This window comes from Paenibacillus sp. FJAT-26967, from assembly GCF_001541095.1.
Classification (GTDB): Bacteria; Bacillota; Bacilli; order Paenibacillales; family NBRC-103111; genus Paenibacillus_F.
The window spans coordinates 85916-107769 of the sequence record NZ_LMXH01000001.1 but is presented as its reverse complement, the minus strand read 5'-3'; the positions used below and the strand labels follow the sequence as shown (position 1 = coordinate 107769).

Below are 21854 nucleotides of genomic sequence, written 5' to 3'. Positions count from 1 at the left end.
GAATGCAAGTTGAGATTTAGTTCATGAATTGGATCGACTTCAGCAAACGGGTGATCATTGCCGCGGTTTCTGCACGAGTCACGTCATCTTTGGGCGCGAATTCATTGCCGTTCTTGCCGTTCAGAATACCGATCTGCTGAAGTTCGGCTACAGCATCCCGTGCCCATCCCGATACGATTTGCACATCTTCAAAAGCAGCCGGTCCCCCCGCATTGCGGCTTGCGGACTGCTCGGTGAATGCAATGGCACGCTGGATAATAACAGCGGCTTCTTCCCGGTTGATTTCTTGCTCCGGCCGGAACGTACCGTCCTCATAGCCTTGGATGAGGCCAGCCTGAGCGGCGGCTTTGACATCGCTGCTGTACCAGGCGGATGCACCGATATCGCTGTAGCCCGATGAGCTTCCTGCAAGATCGGCGATACCCAGCGCACGGACCAGTATTGCGGTCAGCTGCGCGCGCGTCAGCTTAGCATCCAGACCGAACACATTGTCGCTCATACCATTGACAATAAACTTCGAAGCCAGCTTCTCGATGTCGGCTCCGGCCCAGTGGCCGGCAGCGTCAGTGAAGCTCTGCTTGTTCTCAAGGACGGTGAATACGCCGCTGCCGCTCATAGACCAGAGCTTCGCCCCCGAGGAAGTGAAGACAGCGGGCACCGGCCGTATACTGCCGGTTACAGGGTCAATGATGACCGCAACGAGATGATCCGGATTGATGCCTTCCTTGACTGTAAGTGATCTGGCCGCAAATCCGTCCAGTGAACCGATCACCGAAGTCCGCCCGTTGACGGTCGTCTCGATTTTATATTCAACCAGATCAGCTGCCTGATTGTAGTTATGGATAGCCTGAACATAAGGTGCTGCTTGACCCGAAGTCAGCTTGTTCACGTGAACGGCAGCAGAATTCGAAGCGCTGCCTGCCAATTGAGATGCCAAATCTTTCACCGGCAGAGTGAAGGTTCCGTTCGGTGTCTGAACACGCACGGCCATAGCCGGGTTGTGCTTCGAGAGAAGTTCCGCTGCTGCTGCTGTCAGTTTGACCTGTACCTGATCGGATTTGGAATCAGTCGCCAGCACCAGGGTGTTGGGGTTCCCCTGCTGAGCAAGCCACTTCTCAAGCGTTTCTGTGTTCACGCTGATTGTGGTCTGGTTTCCGGCCGTCTGCTCGGTTTTCCAGTCTTCCGGCTTAGGATCGACCGGGTTAGGTGTGACTGGCGGCGGAGTTGATGGAGAATTAGAGCCTCCTCCATGTATATAGAGAGACAAAGCCGCTGTTTTCCCTTGAAATTTAGTCGAAATCGTTACATAACCGGAATCGACTGTCTTGATGCTTGTGCCTGATATTCTTACCTTGTGGGCAGGATCGGCCATCAGCTGAATCTGATCGGAAACATCCATACGTACGGGGCCATAGACTGCGTAAGTAACCGCAGTTACCGTATCAAAGAGAGAAATTTCTTTATGGGTCGAGTCAATTTCCAGCCCCGTGTACGGATAAGCCCTCACCGTTACGTTCCGGGAAACACTTTTCTCCCCCGTTCCCGGCAATTGTACCGTTACTGTGTACTCATGACTGCCCTCGCTTACTGCTGGGAGGGTAAGGAGCGTAGGCTCCGTACCTTTGCCTCCTGCGCGGCTGATTACATTAGAACCTTGCGTCAGTACGATTTCAGTGTTAACAGGGGCAGTCGCTTTCATAACGGCTTCCGTTTCTGCCGCTATATGTAATTGATCGGATTCCAATGTTAGAGTCGGAATCTCATTGTCGTAAATTTTCGTATAGACCGTTACATCGTCATAATACGCTGTCGTTACCCATAGAGGCGAAGCATAGAGAACAACACGCATGGATACGGCATTCGCCGGAGCCTTGCTGGCCAATTCTACCTGCGTCCATTTCTTGGGAGAGGAGTCTACATGCTTGGTCACACCAGCTCCTGCAATTTCTTTGCCGGCCTCATCATAATAGCGGACTGCTGCGGAGGAGCGGCTGCTGCCGTAGTATCCCCCTGTCGGTCTCGCTGGGGCATCTCCGTGGAACAACTGAGTCGTAGCTACATAGTCTCTGCCGGCAGCTACGGGAATAAGATCCGAGTAGACCGAACTTGAGACAGTTATGCTGTTATCAATCAGCTTCAGACTGCTGCTTCCGCTCTTCTTCTGTTCGGTGGATACAGAGAACAAAGAAGGGTTATCCAGCGGAGTTTCAATCGTCCAGCCCGGAATGGAGCCATCCGGGTTCTTTTGCTCGAATCCGCTGTTTGGTACATTCAAGTAAGAGACGATCAATTCCGGCGCTTTTACCGGTTTTTCCGGTTTCGGGTAGCGCATGAGCTTGGTCGCACTTGCTACATACAATCTGTCCTGCGAATCCAGTGTAAAAAGAGTCGCTTTATCAAGCAGTGTCTTATAAGCCATAGTCACCGGATCGATGACAGCCAGTCTGCCTGCCGTATCCGTCAGCAGCAGTCCGTCCTGTGTCCAGCGCTGGTGAATGGGACGCCACTGGCCGTATTCGTTCACTTCCGGATAGAGGTTCAACGATTTGACGACTTTGTGCGTAAGGGGATCAAACGAGAACACGATCCCGTTCACAGATGCCCAGATCATTCCGTCTTTACCTAATGTCAGACCGCTGATCATGGTGGATGTACCGATATTCGGAACTTCCGGTTCCCACGTTTTGATTACTTTCTTGCTTTTCGTATCCCATATGAAAAGCTTAGCGGTGGCTCCCGGAGCAGGCTTTCCGCCCAGTCCGCCTATGATGCTTGTAGAGCCATATACAAGCCCATCCTTGTACAAGAGGCCTGTTATGCTCTGCTCAGGCACGATGTCGGTAAATACTTCGAATTGTGACTGACCGCTTGCCTTGGATGCTGCCGGATCGTACACCGTAATCGCCCCGGTGTTGGAGCCGTAGCCCGAAATCGTACCGATGTACAGCTTACCAGCGCCTTCGCTCAGAATAAAAGGTCTGTCCTGACGATTGCCGATATCGAAAATACGCTTAGCACCTGTCTGCATTGGTAGCGGTGTCTTGGTATCGTACGCTTCAATCTCCGCTTTCGGGTACATGCCGAAGTAGATCGTATCGCCTACAAATCCAATACCTTCCGCCTGCCCGAGCGGAAAGTTCGTAAACTTATCCGTAGCCGGATCGAATTGGGATCCATCGGAGCCCATATACGTGCTCAAATAAATTTTGCCGTCCGGGCCGGTTTCAAGAGCCTGGATATTGATTCCTTGGCCTCTGATAACTTGGGGAAGTGATTTGCTCTTCTTCCGTGTCGGATCATACAGAACGATTTTTCCATCAAATGAGACCGTTACCATTGCACCGTTAGGGAATTCAGACTGATTCGTCAAATTCACCCATTTACTTGTACGCATATTCCCGTCAAACGGCATTGCCGCTTTCTCCGTCATGGTATCAATAGCAATTTCCCACATTTGGCCGTCTTTTTTACTCGTGTAGACTTTACCGTCCTTATACCCGCTTACGGCTTGAACCCCGCGGATATTATCAAAAGAGGCGCTCATCCACTGCTCTGCATCCAGATCGTATACCTGCATCATCAGCGGGCCGTTATAGAATACAAACAGATAGTGATCCACAATGTTCATTCCGTACACGAAGCCCATCTCGTTATATTTGCCTTTATAAATAGCATCGGATGGTGCTCCTGGAAGCTCAAGCGAGATTGACGTCTTCGTCACCGGATCAATCTTCCAGACGCGGCCGTTGATAGAGCCCGTTCCCGCATACAAATATCCTTTATAGAAAGCCATCGAGCGGATATACTGCTCCGTCTTGCCGTCATCTCCCGGCGCCGTGCCGTCATCCACCGGCTTGCCGAGCAGATCCGTCACCTTCAGAGTCTTACCGTCAATTTTGAAAACGCGGCCGCCTACGGTGCTGGAATATATGCCGCCATAGACATTGCCGTCGTCCCCTGCCGTGAGTGACCAGATTGAGGAAGTACCGGGTATGGGAACACCCAGATCGGCAACCTTCTTAGTTGCAGGATCATACATAAACATCTTGGAGCTTGCTCCGATGAATACACGTCCCTGCGCGTCGATGGCATGGGACCATGCGTTAGCTGCATCCGGCAGAGGAAGCTCGCGCACTAATTTATTCTGGTCCAAATCAATGACGTTAAAAACGGCGGATTCGCCTGCGGACGGGCTGCCCGTTACTGTCGTATAGGCGACATTCGCTCCGTCCTCCCGGCCGAATACAATATCAAGCGTCTGTGCAGGCTGAACCGGAGCTCCCAGATCCTCAGGCGTAAAGGCCGCAGCCCCTGATCCTGCCGGAACATTGGCAGAAGCGGCCGTCCCGAATCCGAACAGACTGCCGATCATCGTTAGAATAAGCAAACAGGATAGCAGTGATTGTCTACGCAAAATTGCATTTCTCCCTTCACTTGGACAGTTATTATGCAGCACCCACAGATGTGTAAACGCATACATTTTACTGAATTTTACCATATTTGAATTCAATCGTATTTGTCCGTACTTGCTTTCTTAGTTGTCCTAACGAGCTGCCGAAAGGAAGTTTTTGGTGCGGATTTTATAAAAAAGGAATTCGAATCCTCCCTCTCGAATTAACGGATGACAAAATATTCCTCAAGGAGTGAGTACCGCTTTGTATCTAAATAAGTATTCATCTGAACTACCGCTGGGATTTGTATTTCTTCTAATTTTTCTCCTGATCCAGCCGGCTGCAGCGTTTGCCCAGACTATTACAATCAAGGACACCGTTCTTGAAGAGAGCATTCGATCTGAGATCAACCAATTTGCCGATCCTTTAACGAAAGCCGACTTCGATAAGTTAACCTCCCTGTACGTGCAGTCTCCGCTTTATGGGATCAGCAGCCTGGAGGGTCTGGAGCATGCCGGCATGCTGAGAAGTTTAATGCTGCCTGGTCAGGTTATCACGGATCTGGAGCCCCTTAAGACTTTAACGAACCTTAATTTTCTAGCTATAAGCGGTAATCAGATTGAGAATCTGACTCCTTTGAGCAGCCTTACTCGTCTGGAGAAACTTATAGTCAGCAACAATCAGATCCGGGATCTGAAACCTCTGGCTGAGCTGGATTCTTTGACTGATTTGCTGGCCAGCCATAACCGGATTGATGACTTGACTCCTCTGGCTGATTTGAAGCTCGAATGGCTCAATGCGGGCCATAATCAAATTATCAGTCTCGAGCCTTTACGGGCTCATCCGACCCTTACCCATCTCTATCTCGACAACAATCAGATTAAAGATATCCGTGTCTTGACTAGTTTGCCTAAACTGAAACAAGTGTCCGTTCATGACAATCCTTTGGATGACACGGCACAATCTACTCTGGAGGCACTTAAACTTAAAGGTGTGGAAATCGTTGAAGAAACGACAGGTAAACCAACCGAGCCGTCTTCAGTAAGTGTGCTTTTGGACGCCGAGATACTGAATTTTGATGCCGCACCTGTTCTTACTAACGGCTCCACGCTTGTCCAAGCCAGACCTTTCTATGAGGAGCTTGGCCTTACCGTCACCTGGGAAGAAGAGACACAGACCATCTTTGCCGTTAAAGACGACATCCAAATCCAAATGCGGGTTGGTAGTGCCCAGGCATATCTAAACGGCACGGAAGTCACGCTTCCGGCTGCGCCCGCATTAATATCGGACTATACGTTTGTGCCCCTCCGTTTCCTTGCGGAATCTACCGGGTGCCGGGTCGAGTGGGATGCGGACTATAATCAGGCGATAGTCAAGAGCAAACAGGTCTTTACGACAGCGGATAACAAGGCCCAGCTTACGACATATGGGAAGTGGACGCAGTTGGAAACCGATGAAGGTTTTATCCAGCTAGCCTTGAAATCCTTTAACCTTAATGAATTAGCTGTGATAACCGAAGATAAAAAAGAGTATCCGGAGATCACTTCATTAGATGAGTATGTGAATCTGGTCAAGGATAATCTCTCCACAGACGAGGCCATCACGATTATAAAACAAGTCGATATGGATTTCCAAGGTCGTAAAGCCAAGCAAATTACTTCACTCTTTGACGATGGATTTGATACTCATTTGGTCAATTCGATTGTATTCGAAACCGAAGAGGAGTGGTACGAAGTCTCGTACTCCGTACTGAAAGACTACAAAGACGCCCATACCCCAGAGGTGCTGGAGATTCTGGACAGCTTCACCTTTCTTCCCAACTAACAATAAAAGAGCGCAGAACGATTTCAAATCGTTTGCGCTCTTTTGTTATCCAATCGCCGGACATTCTCAGCCGTACATGCCCACCCACTGGTGAAGCTGCTGCTTCAACTTTTCCCTCACAGCCTTAGGTTCCAGGATTTCTGCCGCGGGACCATACTGCATAACCCAATTCAGGAATTCCCTCTCGTTGTTTACCGTAACTTCAAAAATCAGGCTGCCATCCTTCTGGTCCCTCATTCTCGGGTGCACAAACAGCTCTTCCTCCCGGATATAGCGGGCAACTTCTGCGTTAAATTTTACCTTGAACGTAATATTTCGGTCCCCGCGTTCAATGGACCATGTATTTTTGAGATAGTGCTTAATGTTGAAGTCCCCTTTATCAAAGCTCAGTTCCGTCTGCTCAACCGCTTGAAATCGGCTCATACGGAAGGTACGGATTTCTTGTTTCAAATGACAGAAACCGATCATATAAAACCGCTGCTCTCGCGGCACGAGATAGTAGGGATTGATCTGCCGCTCCGTTGTCTCATTGCGGGACTGCGTATGATACACGGTCCGTATGGTCTTATGCTCCAAGATAGCCTGGATAATCGGCTGAAGAAAATTCGGATGCTTTTGCCGGTAGGCCGGTGTCCCCATCTGAATAATTTCGGCGATATTCTGAATGATATCTTTATGATGCGCTTTTTCTTTAAAATGAGTGGCCATCACTTTGTGGTAGGCCTGATCAAAGCCCGGAGGCAGCTTACTCGTATCCACTACGGAAGGGAGAAGGGAAAACACCAGCGCCTCCTGCTCTGTAAAATTGAGTGGATACAGAAAAAATTTTCCCATAAAACGATAGCCGGTACCGCGCCCGTCGTTCGTTACCGGAGCGATCAGACTGAGCGTATCGAGGTCACGGTACACGGTTCGCAGATGAATGTCACATTTGAACGCTATATCAGAGGCGGATATTCCCGGATTAGCCTGAATGGCCTGAATAATATTCAGCAAGCGGATCACTTTTTCGATCATAAACTTGTCCTCCTCTTTTTTAGGTCTTATTTCCTATTTTAGTACATTTACCCATTGTAACGCTCTAAATTTTTCATAAATTATCAATCTAGCTACAAAAAATAGGAACTAAGCACCAAGTGCCTAATTCCTACTTCTTTTGCCCGATAAAAAGATCTTTTTCGTTCTTTCTCTGCTCCGCAACATTCGTTCACCGGACTCTGGTTCAATTCTCTCTGCTGACGCTGTATGATGTCGTTCTTTGAGATCCTCCATGATGTTCGAACCCAGTCCCAGCTGTGCGCAGATTTTCCCGATGTCCACCTGCAGTGCTTTCCCGGATTGTACACGATTCATTCCCTCACTCCTAATTGTAAATGGAATATAGTCACTTACATTATTTAGAATATCACTCCTTATTGACAGTAAGTTGTCTCGAATATATGTTTGCTTTTATTTACTTTTTTACAAATTTATTTATCTCTTTCCTATTATTTCGTTCAAAAAATGGATATTCTTTCATCTGTTTGGTAATCTGGTTTAACGCAATCCATCGCTTGTCCGGTAATCAAAAAAAATCGCCTACCGGCTGAAAATAAGCCGATTAAGCGATTTTTGGGTGCATTTCGGTAAGGTTAAACATACCAACAACTTAACCTGTTACATCATAGCCCTGTTCTTCAATAGCTTCTTTAATTTGCTCCGGTTTTACGGTGGCAGGATCGTATTCCACTTCTACCCGGCCTTCATTGAGATGAACCCGGGCCTTGGCTCCCAGTTCGCTGGCGGCCTTTTCTATGGAATTGACACAATGCTGGCAGGACATTCCTTCTACTTTCAGTTCAATTCGTTCCACTATAATCTCTCCTTTGTTTGCTTTATTTCATTAATTTATTGACAGTAATAAGCAGTTCATCAATGACATCCGTGTCACCTTCCTGAATACGTTCCATAACACAGCTCTTGAGATGACCTTCCAGTAATAATTTACCGACACTATTCAGGGCGGATTGAGCGGCTGCAATCTGATTCAATACATCATCACAATAAGTGTCTTTCTCTATCATTCCCTTTACTCCCCGAATCTGACCCTCAATGCGATTCAGACGAGAAATCAAATTGTTTTTCACCTTGTCACTGTGATGACTATGTCTGTCAGAATTGCCGCTAGACGTATGACAATCTGCTCCACAAGCGGCCCCTTCCGCTGTAATAGCGGGTATTGCTGCATCATCCTGATATTCTTTGGAGCTGATTGGTTCCATCTGAATCGCCTCCATACATATATAATAACATACCCCCGTAGGGTACTTCAAGTGTGTGCGAAAAAGTTTAATATCCCTGGTCCACTCCGAATGCCCAAGGAAAAAATAACTTTCATCTCTTGAAATGTGATTCAGTCTGGGTTAATATCAAATTAACATATGAACAGTTGTTCAGATGATTGGAGATGACAAATAGCATGGAATCTTGCAACCATACTTTTCTTTCCCCCCAGACAGTCGATTCTGTCTCCCAAATTTTCAAAGCTCTATCCGATCCTTCACGTATCAAAATTCTTTACTTGCTCTCCCAAGAGGAGTGCTCCGTTAATCACATCGCAGAGCTGCTGAATATGACCCCCTCTGCCGTCTCACACCAGCTTAGCCTGCTTAAAGTACTGCGGCTGGTCAAATTCCGCCGTGATGGCAAGACGTTATATTATTCTTGCGACGATGAGCACGTCATTTCTCTTCTTAAACAAACGATTCAGCATATTGAACATGAATAGCAAAGGAGATGGGTTCCATGAGTTCCCCTAAATCTACGCAGAGAACCGATGATTCACACGGACCATCCGGAGCCTCCCAAGCCTCCCAGACCCAGGTTCCTCATAGCGACAGTCATAACGGGCACAGCCACGATGGAGGTCATGACCACCAGGGGCATGATCATCATGGGCACGACCATGGGCACGATCATGCTTTAGGGCACCATCACGGTCCGAACAACAAGAAAGGGCTTCTCATCGCCTTCATCATTACTGCCGGTATTATGCTGCTAGAGTTTGCCGGGGGAATCGTCACCAATTCTCTGGCCCTTCTTTCGGATGCCGGTCATATGTTCAGCGATGCAGCTTCTTTACTGCTCAGCCTGATTGCAATGTGGTTTGCAGCCAGACCCGCTTCGCCCAAGCGGACCTATGGTTTCCACCGCGTTGAAATTTTAACCGCGCTTTTTAATGCCGTTACCTTATTTGTTATCGCCGGTTTCATTATCCGGGAAGCGATTGAACGGTTCGCTAATCCACCGGTGGTTGCCAGCGGCTCGATGATGATTATCGCAGCCATCGGTCTTCTTGCCAATCTGGCAAGTGCCTGGTTTCTTACCCGAATGGGAGACGCCAAGGACAATTTGAATGTAAGAAGCGCTTACTTACACGTACTCGGAGATGCCTTAGGCTCCGTAGGTGCCATCATTGCCGGACTGCTTATGCTGATCTTCCAGTGGTACCAGGCCGATCCGATTATCAGCGTCCTTGTCGCTCTTCTAATCCTCCGCAGCGCCTGGGGAGTGCTTAAAGCAACTACGCATATCCTGCTTGAAGGCGCGCCCAGCCGAATAAACTGCGAAGAAATCAAACAGTCGCTGCTCAGCATATCCGGCGTCCGTGATGTTCACGATCTGCATGCGTGGACCATCACATCCGGTCTTGACTCCTTCAGCTGCCACCTTCTAATCGAAGACCCGGCTGACAGCCAGCATATTCTCCAGCAGGCTATCCGCCTGATGGAAGAACGTTTCAACATCCAGCATACAACTATTCAAGTGGAAACCGAGCATCTGCAGCATGCGGAGCTGAAAGTGTAGGTTCACGGTATGCAGGACTCTCTTAGAAAACGGAAACAGGAGCCCGCGTATATGCGGGCTCCTGTTTGTCTGCCGTGGCTTTACATCGAAGCCGAAGCGTGCTACTCGATCCCCTGCCTCGTTTCAGCGGCGATTTCTTTGAGCGAAGGGACCTTACCGTGCGGATTTTGCCTTTGTTTACGGCTTTTGACCATACTTTCTCTGCGGCTTTTCGAGTGTGTCACGAAACGTCAGCTCCTTTAAAGTTAGAGGTAAACGGTTCGATCGACTTGGCCGATCATCCGCTCCGCTTCTCTAGCATTCGACAACACCGGTTCCCCTATGCGCCTTGATTTCCAGACGTCTGAGAAGCACCCGCACTGTTCATGAAGAAAAAATTACTTGAAGCCAAACCGGGTTAGTTTTAGGATAAAGAAAAGTTTAATGAAGGGAACTACTATGTATACCATTGGTGAATTGGCCCGCAGAGCGGGCATAACCGTACGCACACTCCATCACTATGACGGAATCGGTCTCCTGAAGCCTTCAAGCGCGACAGAAGGCGGACATCGGCTCTATTCCGATGAAGACATCATCAAACTTGAGCAAATCTCCATTCTTAAAAGAATGGGACTCAGCCTGAAGGCTATCCGGGAAATGCTCACCCATTACGGGCCCGACTGGCAGACATGCCTGAAAGATCAGCTCGAGATGGTCAAACAGGAGAAAGAGAAACTTCATGAGTTGGAGAGTATGCTCCATGCAACGCTCCACTCTGTGCAGATCGAAGGCACCTTAAACTGGAGCACGATGTTTGAAATGATCCGCTTATCGCAGCGGGACCCCGCTGAGAAAATACGTTATATGCAAGCACATTTCAGCACGGAGGAAAGGGAAAGTCTGAAGAATCTCCCTAATCTCAACAAGGAAGAGACAGGAATGCAGCCGTGGCTGGATATAATCGCTGAGGCCAAAACACTCATGCATGAAGATCCTGCCTCCGATGCTGCCCAGCATCTTGCTGGGCGTATTACGGAAATGGCCGTACAGGCTATGGACGGTAACATGCAGTTAGTGAATAAAGTATGGGATCAGCACGGGAAGTCAGAGAATCCGATGCGCCTTTATCCACTCGACCCTGAACTGCTTGCTTTTTTGGATGCGGCTTTCCTTCATTACGATCAGACTAACGGTGAAAAAGTGAACGTGACTATCGAATAATGATAGCCTAAGCCTCATTCCTGCCCTTACAGCATTTGACATTGCCCGGGAAATGTTCTGTCAACATCAGCCTGCTTTTGACACCGTTTACTCTCACAAGCGTTCTTCAGAGGGCAAGAACAGATGCGTACACGATACACATCTGTGCACCTACATACGTTAACCAGACCCAATAAGCGTTATGGCGAAACGGTTTAGCTCCGATTGTAACAACTGCAATAATAAAATCCGAAATCACAAAGAGCAGGCCGCCAAGCGCGGTAACCCAGTGTGCTGCGCCCAGGCCCCAGGCAAGTGCGACCGCCACGGAAGCCATGATGCTAATCCATAGACCATACACAAATGCTCCGGCATTGTAGCCGTATGGAGCCTGCAGATTCCGGATATACCGCAGCCACCCGGCTATGAGCAGCACCAGATAAATTACCCCCGCAAGGATTAGACCTGTGTTAAGAACAGAGACACCCTCGTTATTCAGAGCTGCTGTAAAAGCTGCAATGTAAAAGCCGTGAGCCACTGCGAACGTAGCCATTCCTCCTATGAGTCTATGGCGCATAGGAATCAGTCCCGCCATCGTTAAATCACCGATGAAGGACCAGGCCATTCCCCAGAATACCCATTCGGCATAGGGTGAGTCCTGATTCCCTCTCCAGAGTGCAAAGGCTGCCGCAGTCAATGTCAGGCTTATGCACATTCTGGCCCACAGCGGAAGGCTCAGCCCCGAGCCTTCCTTATTATTTCGGCGAATGCCGGAAGCGGTGCCTGCTATGAACAAAACAACCTGTACGGCCCACAACCACCCCATTACCATCTGAATCCCCCCATGGTGAAGCAAAGTATACGTTCCTTTACCCCTTCTGCAGGCATGGAAATCGTTGCCGCCTCTCCCCGCACTAGTCCGATACCGAAACTGGCGGCTCCTGCCCGCGGCTTTCACTGGATTTCACATGCTTAAGCTGAGAAACGATCAGGAAACTCACAATAACGAGTAGAAACCAGGAGCTCATTTTACCCAAAGATACCATGCTCCACGCTTCCCTCTGATTGGGATACTGCCAAGCGCCCAAATAAGTCGCTATGTTCTCAGCCAGCCACACAAAGAATCCGATCAGGAAAAAAGAAAGGATAACCGGCATACGGTAACTGATTGTTCTTACCCGGAACGTAACTGCCGAGCGGAAGAAGATTACAAATAAGAGCGCAGTCAGCACCCAGCGCAAATCCGTTATGTAATGATGCGTCATAAAATTCAAATAAATGGCTGCTCCGATCGGTACAGTCAGCCAGGAAGAAGGCCAACGATGTATCTGAACATGAAGTCTGCGCCAGGCCTGGCATAAATAACTCGCTACACTGGCATACATAAATCCGCTGTAGAGCGGGACGCCCCATACTTTCGTCCAGGCTTCCTGAGGATAAGACCACGAGCCCATGTTTACTTTAAAGATCTCCAGGGCAAGCCCGATCAAATGAAACAGGCAGATAACTTTCAACTCATCCCTCGTTTCAAGACCGGTTTTAACCATGATCCATTGGATCAGAAGACAGACCACGAGCATGACATCATACATATAAGGGACATCAAATACTTTTAAAATCGCCAGACTCGCAAAGATCAGAGCCGGAAACAAACAAGACAATGCCTGTTGATAGCCGAACATAAGAAGCTGTCTGGCTTGCAGCTGTAAGGTTTTGACCAACAACCTGCCCCTCCATTCATTTGCAGTTCACACTGCCTCTTTTCCTGATCCCAATTAATCAAGATAATGTACATCTTTGTTAGTTTAGCATAAATCCCGCGAAGCAAAAGGTCTATATTAGAAGAAAGGAAATGTCAGGAAGGGATGCAAAAAGAAAGTATTGACAGAATGGCTTAATGAGGGAAAAATGATAAAAAGTCCTGTGGATATGAACCGAAAAGGCGGTGCACGATGAGTAAACATGTCTCCATGCAAAATATTGCCGATCGGCTTGGCATTTCTAAATACACAGTTTCGCAAGCGCTTTCCGGCAAATACGGGGTCAGCGAAGAAACAAGGCTTAAAATCATTGAAACGGCCAAATCCATGGGGTACCGTAAAAAAATCATAAAAAGCTCAGCTTCAGCTGAGCTTAGGACACGTATCCATTCTTTCGCTAATCACGGGTTACCGGGCGAAACCTACATTCTGGTCTGGATCCACACCGTCAAACAACTGGATCCTTTTTTCTGGTCTAAGGTACTGGGGGGGCTTACTCAAGAATGCCGGGAGAAGAAAATCTCTTATTGGATCGTTCCGGTTCCTCCCCATCAGGAAAATGAGCTAAATATACCCGATTACCTGGATCCTGCTCTATGCACAGGACATATTCTGCTCGGCACCTTCTCGACTCGTGCGGTTATTTCATTGCAGCAGACCAATCTTCCCCTCGTACTAGTCGACCATGATGAACCGCTTGTTAATGTAGACTGCGTCGTTAACAGCAACATGGACGGAGCTATTGCAGCCTGCAAGCAGCTCCTGCGAGAAGGCTGCGACTCTCTGGTTTTTATCGGCAGCGATTCCTATTCCATGAGCTTCCGGGAACGTGCACTGGGCTGCCGTCTGGCTGCGGAAGCCGCTGCGGAACAAGGACAGCCGGTCGCGCTGTCCAGATGGACAGTTCCCTATATGACCAGTCCCACTTGGGCGCAGGATTTAGCGGTCCGGGTCAACCAGCTCAAGAACGGCGAACTGCCCGATGGTTTTATCTGCGCGGACGATTACATAGCGCTTGAGCTTCTCACACTGCTCAAGCGGCGCGGATGCAGCATTCCGGAGCAGTGTCGGGTAATCGGCTTCGATAACATTGAAGCCGCTGCCGCCGCATCCCCTCCGCTCAGCACCGTTGAGCTGAGCAAGGAGCTGCTGGGTATCCGCGCGGTAGAGACACTCCTCTACCGGAAGCAGCACCCCGGACGGGCGAATGAGAAAGTGGTGCTCGCGCCTGAGTTCATCGCCCGTGCGTCGGGGTAATATAAGGATTTGAAGGAAAAATTCGAACTGTTTGCAAGTAATTTTTTTCCGGTGTGGATGTAGCCCGCAGGCGTTGTACATAAGAATGGCACCTGTTGGCCGTGATGCCGGGACTGGAGCTCATGCGGATCGCTTTGGGTTGTCATTAGCATCTGCATGCTGCAGTTTACATCTTGCCGGACAAGGCGCTGCCAATCATGCATTTTGTCCGACCGGGCGCACCTTAACACACCAGGCCTGTGGTTAGCATCCACGCGCCGTATGGCTGCAACCCGCGCAGTCCCCGGCCAGCCGCTGAGCGGCAACAACTGCCGGAACTGCTGGAGCCACCTTTGCCGCCCGTGGCGCAGCCCCGTACAACAAGGACGCCGCAGCAGCCGGCGCCCTTATTCCTCCAGCAGGAGAGTCACACCCACACCCTCCTGCTTACCGCAGCTTCACCGCCAGAACGCGGATGCGGCTGTAGTCTGCGCTCCATGTGCCGTCCGCGTACAGCTCCGGCCGCAGACGCTCCTCCACGGCAGCCGTCACGCGCTCCTGCACCTCGCTGCCGAGGCCAGCGTAGTAGCTTCCGGCGAACGCATGAAGCCAGTGGCGCAGCCCAAGCTCCCCTTCCGGAAGCGGCGTCGGGCGGTCGAACCGTTCCGCGTAGCGGACATCCAGCCCCGCGCGCTCCAGAAGCGCCGAGTATTCCCCGATCGTCGGGAAATACCAGGGGTTGCGCCCTGCCGGATCAATCCCCGCTCCGGCAAGCGCTTCGGCCAGTGCCCGCTCAATGCGGGCCACATTGCCGAAGCCGCCGAACTCGGCGGCCAAACGGCCGCCGGGCTTCAGTGCTGCCGCTATCGTGCGGGCAGCCTCGTCCGCCTGCGGAACCCAGTGCAGCGCCGCGTTCGAGAATACGGCATCGAATGGACGGGGGGAGCGGTAACTGCGCATATCCCCCACCTCAAACCGGAGCCCGGGATACTTCAGCCGTGCCTGTTCGATCATCGACTCCGACAGATCAACTCCGGTCACATCCGCTCCCCGCTCCGCTAACTCCACACTCAAGCTGCCTGTCCCGCAGCCCAGATCCAGTACTGACTCCCCTTGAACCGGACCCAACAGCTCCAGCACGGATCTTCCGTGTTTGGCCACAAAATCCATCTGACTGTCATAGTGCCCCGCATCCCAGCTTACATCTTCCGTACGGTTCAACATCTATATCGCCCCCGACTTAACAAAATATGGATATAGATCTAGTATGCGCGTACATCTTTATAAATTCCAATACTTAATATCAACACACTTAATAGGTTTTAACTATAAACGAACGACAAGAAGCGGCCTGTCTTCCAAGACTGCGGCCGTCTTTCAATTTCTATACGTAACGTTCGATATACGAGAGTGCGACCGAGATAAACACACACGCCAGACCGATCCATGTCAGCTTGGAACGGAAAAAAGTCGTCAAGCCCTTGTTCTGCTTCTCCAGCTGAGTGCTTTTGACAGGAACCTCAAGTTTGCGCGGGTCATCATCTTTTCTTTTGAGCAGGAAAGATTGAAAATTAATTCCGTTCATAATGGCGGAGACCATAAGAACAGCCAAAGAAATCAAAAAAAGCGTATCCGAAATATTTCTAAGCACCGGAACCATCCTTGTCTTATCGTCTATTTGTTTACCCGGACATTTCCGATCCCGGGTTGTCCATCGGGGCTTTTCTATTATAGCTTATTTTCCCGCCGAACAAAATCATCCGGCATTGAAACCCACTGCATCTGCCTCCCCTTCCTTCCGCACGAATGTAAAGGAAAAGTCCGGCCAAAGGCCGGACCTGCTCAATATGGAGCCGTTATCTTTTGTACGGATAGTACGGGTATGGGTACGGGTATGGATACGGATAATTGTAATAAGGAGGATAATAAGGATAAAACGGCTGCTGCGGATAGTAAGGGTAGAAAGGATAATTCGGATAGCCTCCGTGGTGGTAGCCTCCGCCATGATGATAGCCGCCGCCTCCCGGATAACCTCCATGGAAACCGCCGTGATAACCACCCGGATTGCCGCCGGGTCCGCCAAACTGATTTTTCCTTGCTTCTTCTTCCTCACTGTTGATCAAGGCAGTCCCTTGATTCCAATCTTGCTGCTGCTCAAAAAAGTTACCCTGGTTCAAAAAAGCTTCCTGATTCTGTCCCTCGAAAGTCATGGCTCATTCCCTCGCATTCGGTAGATTGTGATGTAGCTTCTTGCATCTACCACATCGTATGTACGAATGCCCAGAAGGTGCACAAAGACGCCCATGATTGGGCGCCTTTTAAGATCAGCATGCAGGATTAAGCCACTTAAGACTTCGAAGCACCGTACGTAAGCATATTCGCCTTCTTCCAATTTCCCCAGAAATAATAAGCAACGGAGAGGACCGAACCCACCGTAAAACCGATCGGGAAGCTCCACCAGACGGCATCTAACCCATAGGAATCAGCCAGATAATAGGATAGCGGAATACGCATGCACCACAGGGCGAGGAACGTAATCAGCAGCGGCACCATGACAGCCCCGGTCGAGCGGACCACACCCGACACAACGAAAGTGATGCCGAAAATAACGAAACTCCACAACGTGATCGTGTTGATCGTCATGCCGATTTCAATGGCCCGGCCTTCCGGAAGAAACAGGCCCAGCGCCTGGCGGTTAAACAGATAAATGAGAACGACAAGCACGCCCGTCATTAAAAAGTTAAAGACAACCCCAAGCCACGTAACCCGGTGAACCCGGTCCCATTTGCCTGCGCCGACATTCTGAGCCGCAAAGGAAGATACGGCACCCCCGATTGCCATCGCCGGCATCTGAATATAAGAGGACAGCTGCATAGCCGCGCCGAAAGCAGCCGTAGCCTCCGAACCGAAACGATTGACGAGATTAATCATCGCAAGCGCACTCGTCGATACGACGATCATCTGCAAACCCATGGGAACCCCTTTCTTAACCAGGGAACCTATAATTTCCCGATCGTAGCGAAGAAGCTGGCGGTCGGCACGCGTAATCCGCAGAAAATGCTTTTTGCGGTACAGCGAGAGGAGAATGGCGGCAAGCGCGACAAATTGAGAGATCGCTGTCGCAAGTGCCGAACCCGAAATATTAAATGCCGGGACCGGCCCCCAGCCGAAGATCAGCAGCGGGTTCAGCACGATATCGAGGATAATTGCCATGACCAGGAATTTAAAAGGCGTCTTGGAATCTCCCGCACCGCGGAGAATTGTCATAATCAGGCTGAAGCAGAACATGAACGGCATACTCATAAAAATAATACGGAGATACGCATTAGCCATCTCTATCGCATCCGGGGGCGTATTCATCCAGCCCAAGATTTGAGGAGACAAGAAAAAACCGGCCGCAGCAACGAACATGGACAACGTAAAAAAGAACAAGGCGCTTGTCCCGACTACTCTCTTGGCTTGTCCTATATCGCCCGAGCCAATGCTCTGTCCGATCATAATCGTGGACGCCATCCCGATTCCGAAGATCGAGCTTAACATCAGAAACATCACATTATTTGCATTAGAGGTAGCGGCGAAAGCGCTCTCACCTAGAAATTTACCTACCCAGATACTATTTACCGTTCCATTGAGGGATTGAAGGACATTCCCGTACAGAACCGGAAGGGAGAAGAGAAGCAGTTTGCGCGCTATCGGTCCTTCTGTCAAATTCATCTTCGGATCTTGTTTGGACATGATGGTGTAAATCCTCCTGGACCAATCGGGAATGAATGACCGGAACTTTTTATTCAACTTCACCTAGTAATATTAAAAAAAACTTCCATATCGCCCTATCTTATCACACCCCCTCTATAAGATGCGATCCCTTGTCAGGTGAATGGAAAAAAAGCCCTGTCCGTCTAGACTAACAGACGGAAGGGCAGTTGAAGATAGTGATGGTCCTAACGGTTTAAGAGGCTGCCGACATAGCGCAGCAATTCATTCGCACAGACCGGGCAGTATCCGTGGGCGTCAATGAGTTGTCTCGTCACCTCATTGATCTTCTTAAGCTGCCGCTCATCCGGTGTCTTCGTTGAGGTCGTGATTTTGACGATATCCTTCAAGTCCGTGAACAGCTTTTTCTCAATCGCTTCGCGCAGCCGTTCATGCGTGCTGTAATCGAACCGGCGCCCTTTGCGGGAATAAGACGAAATTCGGATCAGAATTTCTTCACGAAACGCTTTTTTCGCATTCTCCGAAATCCCGATCTGTTCCTCAATGGAGCGCATAAGCCGCTCATCGGGGTCCATCTCTTCCCCGGTCAACGGATCCTTGATTTTACCCCAATTCGAATAAGCTTCTATATTGTCCAGGTAGTTATCAAACAAAGTTTTGGCCGATTCCTCGAACGAGTACACGAACGCCTTCTGCACTTCTTTCTTGGCAAGATCATCGTATTCCTTACGAGCCACCGAAATGAAATTGAGGTAGCGTTCCCGCTCGTCTTTGGTAATGGACGGATGCTGATCCAGCCCGTCTTTAAGGGCGCGCAGTACATCCAGCGCATTAATGCACTGAAGATCATGGCGGATCAGAGCACTCGAAATACGGTTGATGATATACCGCGGATCGATCCCGCTCATCCCCTCTTCGAGATACTCGTTCTGCATTTCCTTCAGATCGGCTTCCTTATAGCCTTCTATCGCTTCCCCGTCGTACATGCGCATTTTCTTCACCAGATCCATGCCCTGCTTCTTCGTTTCCTTCAGGCGGGTCAGAATGGAGAAAATCGCGGCTGCTTTTAAGGAATGCGGGGAAATATGCACATGCGACATGTCGCTCTGCTTGATCAATTTCTTGTAGATCTTCTCTTCATCCGATACTTTCAGGTTATAAGGAATCGGCATTACAATCATACGCGATTGAAGAGCTTCGTTCTTCTTGTTCGCAATAAAAGATTTATACTCCGATTCGTTCGTATGGGCGACGATCAGCTCATCCGCCGATATAAGAGCAAACCGTCCGGCCTTGAAATTGCCTTCCTGCGTCAGGGACAGCAAATTCCACAGAAATTTCTCGTCACACTTCAGCATCTCCTGGAATTCCATCAGTCCGCGGTTGGCTTTATTCAATTCGCCGTCGAAACGGTAGGCGCGCGGGTCAGACTCGGAGCCATATTCCGTAATCGTGGAAAAATCAATACTGCCTGTCAAATCCGCAATATCCTGCGATTTGGGATCGGATGGGCTGAACGTACCAATTCCGATGCGGTCATCCTCCGAAATCAGGACGCGTTCGACTTCGACCTCTTCAATGCGTCCTTCGTACTGGGTCCTGAGCCTGAGCTGACAGGAAGGACACAAATTCCCCTCGATGCGGATGCCCAGTTCCCCTTCAATTTCCGGCCTCAGCTCAGAGGGAATGAGATGGAACGGATCTTCATGCATCGGGCACCCTTTAATCGCATAGACGGCCCCTGCATCCGTCCGCGAAAACTGCTCCAGCCCTTTTTTGAGCAGGGTTACAATGGTTGACTTACCTCCGCTTACCGGCCCCATCAGCAGCAAAATACGTTTTCGGACGTCAAGTCTTCTGGCAGCCGAATGGAAATATTCTTCCACCAGCTTTTCTACCGCACGGTCGAGCCCAAAAATTTCCTGATCAAAGAAGTTGTAGCGGGTAGGCCCATCATTCTTTTCGATGCCGTGAGAAGCAATCATCTCATATACACGTGCGTGGGCTGTCATCGCCAGGCTCGGATTTTGACGGACCAGCTCCAGATACTCCCGGAACGAACCCGTCCATGCCAGTTGTTCCTTCTCAGTCCGATGCTCCGTGATGCGTTTGAAAATATCCATGGGTACCTCCTCTCACTGCCATTGCCTCGAAAGAGCGGATAGCTCGTGATGGTGATTTAGGGTACTACAATCCTATGCGGCCTCAGCGCAATACTTGCCTGTAAATTTGTACAGGAACAAAGGAAAAACAAGCCTTACATGAGATGGCAGCAAAGGAGCACTTCCATGGCAGGGACCAGCCTTCTATTAGGGATGCATTTAGTCTGCGGCGGGCATTCTTCTCGTAGAAATCACAAGACGATTCCAAGCGTTGATGACCACGATTGACATAAGGATTTCAAAAGTCTGGACTTCATCGTAATAAACGCACACCTGCTGATAAACATCATCCGGCACGTGTCCTTCCGTTACCAGCGTAACGGCTTCCGTGAAGGCGAGAGCCGCACGTTCCTCCGGCGTAAAGAAGGGCGTCTCGCGCCATGCGCTCAGCGTATACAATCTTTGCTCCGTCTCTCCCAGCTTGCGGGCAGCCTTGGTGTGCATATCCAGGCAGAAGGCGCAGCCGTTTATTTGGGAAGCGCGAATTTTGATTAATTCTTTTAATTCGGGATTCAGACTGGTCGATTTCACATACTTCTCCAGTTCGGCCATTGCCGCATATCCGGCTGGCACCGCCGTTACCATATTCATTCTCTCTTCCATCGTTCTTCCTCCTCCAAATAAATGATCTCAAGGATAGAACAAGACAGCGATGGGATTTGTGACACCGGGTAACGGGCGAACAAAAGCACAATGAAGCATGGCACCGGTGCAGCAAAGAGCTTATGACAGCCGAATACGGTGAAGTTTATCCGGATTGGACACGATAAAAAGCTTGCTGATGCGATCCTGCTCCGGGGTCCACTGCATGCTGACAGCCATGACCGGCCTGCCTGCTCTCACCAGTACGAATCCTCTCCGGCCATTCACATACACAGGAAGCATATGCCCTTCAAAATAACCTCTTGGAGCAATCCCCGACCACAGAGCTTGAATCCGCTGCGTTCCGAGTATGGGACGCAGGGCGCAGCGCACCTTGCCCCCGCCATCCGTATACAGGATAGCTTCCCTGGTCAGCATGGACAGGCATTCGTCGAAACGCCCCGATGACACCGCATGCAGAAACAGCTCCACGAACTTCTCCTCCTGCTCCGTTCTTGGCGAAAGAGCTGATGAGGGCTGTTCCCACGGCACGGCAAGCTTGGCTTTGGCACGGCTGCAGAGCTTGCGGCAGCCGCCTTCTGTCCGGTCCAGCACTTCTGCGATCTCTTTGTAGGTATAATGAAGAGTTTCCCTCAGAATAAACACGGCCCGCTCTGCCGGATTCAGCTGTTCGAGCGTAACGAGCAGAGCGTAAGTGATGCTTTCCTGCTTCACTACGGTGTCCATAGGATCCCCCTCCGAAGTCGTCACAAGGGGTTCCGGCAGCCAGGTGCCGACGTAGACTTCCCTTCTTTTTCGCGCAGATTTAAGATAATTGATGCATCGGTTCGTCACCGACCTGCACAAGTAGGCTTTCCTGTTCTCTATATGCGCCAGCCCGTGCGGTTCCGCATCTACAAATACATCCTGCACGATATCTTCGGCATCCGCGAGTGAACCGAGCATCCGGTAAGCAATAGAAATGAGCAGATGCTGGTAGTCATTGTACAAGTCCTCCACTATTCCGAACTCCTCCTTATAAAAGGTTCCTCCCATGCAAAAAATGGATCAACTTGTCGCTTATCTTAGCATGTCTCCGTTAAAAATTTCCATAATTCCTCCGGAAAATGCCCCCTTTATACGAAGTTTCCTTATGTTAT

At 49.9% G+C, this 21854-nt stretch carries 19 protein-coding genes; 5 read left to right on the top strand and 14 right to left on the bottom strand.

Annotated elements, in window-relative coordinates; genetic code table 11:
* Positions 1–16: 16 nt before the first annotated feature.
* A complete protein-coding gene (locus AR333_RS00435) occupies positions 17–4414 on the bottom strand; it encodes an S-layer homology domain-containing protein (RefSeq protein WP_068773391.1) in 4398 nt (1465 codons plus the stop codon).
* A 241-nt stretch (positions 4415–4655) separates the two neighbouring features.
* Between AR333_RS00435 and AR333_RS00430 the strand changes: the two genes are divergently transcribed.
* Positions 4656–6215: a stalk domain-containing protein gene (locus tag AR333_RS00430; RefSeq protein ID WP_068773390.1), complete on the top strand. Its 1560-nt coding sequence runs from the start codon at positions 4656–4658 to the stop codon at positions 6213–6215.
* Between the two features lie 66 nt (positions 6216–6281).
* On the opposite strand, the gene AR333_RS00425 is transcribed toward AR333_RS00430, so the two are convergent.
* From AR333_RS00425 to AR333_RS00410, 3 genes are all read right to left on the bottom strand, one after another.
* Positions 6282–7232 carry a YafY family protein gene (locus tag AR333_RS00425; protein ID WP_068773389.1) on the bottom strand — a complete coding sequence of 317 codons (951 nt, stop codon included), beginning with the start codon at positions 7230–7232 and terminating at the stop codon, positions 6282–6284.
* Between the two features lie 631 nt (positions 7233–7863).
* A complete protein-coding gene (locus AR333_RS00415; RefSeq protein WP_068773387.1) occupies positions 7864–8067 on the bottom strand; it encodes a copper ion binding protein in 204 nt (67 codons plus the stop codon).
* 22 nt (positions 8068–8089) lie between these two features.
* Positions 8090–8467 carry a metal-sensitive transcriptional regulator gene (locus tag AR333_RS00410; protein ID WP_253735774.1) on the bottom strand — a complete coding sequence of 126 codons (378 nt, stop codon included), beginning with the start codon at positions 8465–8467 and terminating at the stop codon, positions 8090–8092.
* 206 nt (positions 8468–8673) lie between these two features.
* Here AR333_RS00410 and AR333_RS00405 point away from each other — a divergent pair, with 206 nt between their 5' ends.
* Complete coding sequence (locus tag AR333_RS00405; RefSeq protein WP_068773386.1) at positions 8674–8982, top strand: metalloregulator ArsR/SmtB family transcription factor; 309 nt, start codon at positions 8674–8676, stop codon at positions 8980–8982.
* Positions 8983–8999: 17 nt separating this feature from the next.
* Positions 9000–10061, top strand: a complete 1062-nt coding sequence (locus AR333_RS00400) for a cation diffusion facilitator family transporter (RefSeq protein WP_084783411.1) — start codon at positions 9000–9002, stop codon at positions 10059–10061.
* Between the two features lie 101 nt (positions 10062–10162).
* Here AR333_RS00400 and AR333_RS25220 read toward each other — a convergent pair whose 3' ends face one another.
* Positions 10163–10285, bottom strand: coding sequence for a DUF6254 family protein (locus AR333_RS25220; protein WP_253735685.1), 123 nt, complete (start codon positions 10283–10285; stop codon positions 10163–10165).
* A gap of 214 nt (positions 10286–10499) precedes the next feature.
* Between AR333_RS25220 and AR333_RS00395 the strand changes: the two genes are divergently transcribed.
* Positions 10500–11261 carry a MerR family transcriptional regulator gene (locus AR333_RS00395; RefSeq protein WP_068773385.1) on the top strand — a complete coding sequence of 254 codons (762 nt, stop codon included), beginning with the start codon at positions 10500–10502 and terminating at the stop codon, positions 11259–11261.
* Between the two features lie 106 nt (positions 11262–11367).
* Here AR333_RS00395 and AR333_RS00390 read toward each other — a convergent pair whose 3' ends face one another.
* Both AR333_RS00390 and AR333_RS00385 read right to left on the bottom strand, forming a co-directional pair.
* Positions 11368–12072: a lysoplasmalogenase gene (locus AR333_RS00390; protein WP_068773384.1), complete on the bottom strand. Its 705-nt coding sequence runs from the start codon at positions 12070–12072 to the stop codon at positions 11368–11370.
* An 82-nt stretch (positions 12073–12154) separates the two neighbouring features.
* Entirely contained in the window at positions 12155–12922 is a 768-nt protein-coding gene (locus AR333_RS00385) for a DUF817 domain-containing protein (RefSeq protein WP_172798813.1), read from the bottom strand.
* A gap of 270 nt (positions 12923–13192) precedes the next feature.
* On the opposite strand from AR333_RS00385, the gene AR333_RS00380 reads away from it, so the two are divergent.
* Positions 13193–14257 (top strand): LacI family DNA-binding transcriptional regulator, encoded by a 1065-nt coding sequence (locus tag AR333_RS00380; RefSeq protein ID WP_068773382.1) that lies wholly within the window; start codon positions 13193–13195, stop codon positions 14255–14257.
* A 426-nt stretch (positions 14258–14683) separates the two neighbouring features.
* On the opposite strand, the gene AR333_RS00375 is transcribed toward AR333_RS00380, so the two are convergent.
* The 7 genes from AR333_RS00375 to sigJ all read right to left on the bottom strand — a co-directional run bounded on the left by AR333_RS00375 (position 14684) and on the right by sigJ (position 21714).
* A complete protein-coding gene (locus tag AR333_RS00375; protein WP_068773381.1) occupies positions 14684–15460 on the bottom strand; it encodes a trans-aconitate 2-methyltransferase in 777 nt (258 codons plus the stop codon).
* Positions 15461–15620: 160 nt separating this feature from the next.
* Positions 15621–15896: a hypothetical protein gene (locus tag AR333_RS00370; protein ID WP_253735684.1), complete on the bottom strand. Its 276-nt coding sequence runs from the start codon at positions 15894–15896 to the stop codon at positions 15621–15623.
* 196 nt (positions 15897–16092) lie between these two features.
* The gene (locus AR333_RS25215) at positions 16093–16446 is read right to left on the bottom strand and encodes a hypothetical protein (RefSeq protein WP_068773380.1); all 354 of its coding nucleotides are present in this window, start codon (positions 16444–16446) and stop codon (positions 16093–16095) included.
* A 136-nt stretch (positions 16447–16582) separates the two neighbouring features.
* Positions 16583–17971, bottom strand: a complete 1389-nt coding sequence (locus AR333_RS00360) for an MATE family efflux transporter (protein ID WP_068773379.1) — start codon at positions 17969–17971, stop codon at positions 16583–16585.
* Between the two features lie 206 nt (positions 17972–18177).
* The gene (locus AR333_RS00355) at positions 18178–20073 is read right to left on the bottom strand and encodes a PrkA family serine protein kinase (RefSeq protein ID WP_068773378.1); all 1896 of its coding nucleotides are present in this window, start codon (positions 20071–20073) and stop codon (positions 18178–18180) included.
* A gap of 198 nt (positions 20074–20271) precedes the next feature.
* A complete protein-coding gene (locus AR333_RS00350; protein ID WP_068773377.1) occupies positions 20272–20715 on the bottom strand; it encodes a carboxymuconolactone decarboxylase family protein in 444 nt (147 codons plus the stop codon).
* 120 nt (positions 20716–20835) lie between these two features.
* Positions 20836–21714 (bottom strand): RNA polymerase sigma factor SigJ, encoded by an 879-nt coding sequence (sigJ, locus tag AR333_RS00345; protein WP_253735683.1) that lies wholly within the window; start codon positions 21712–21714, stop codon positions 20836–20838.
* Positions 21715–21854: the final 140 nt, after the last annotated feature.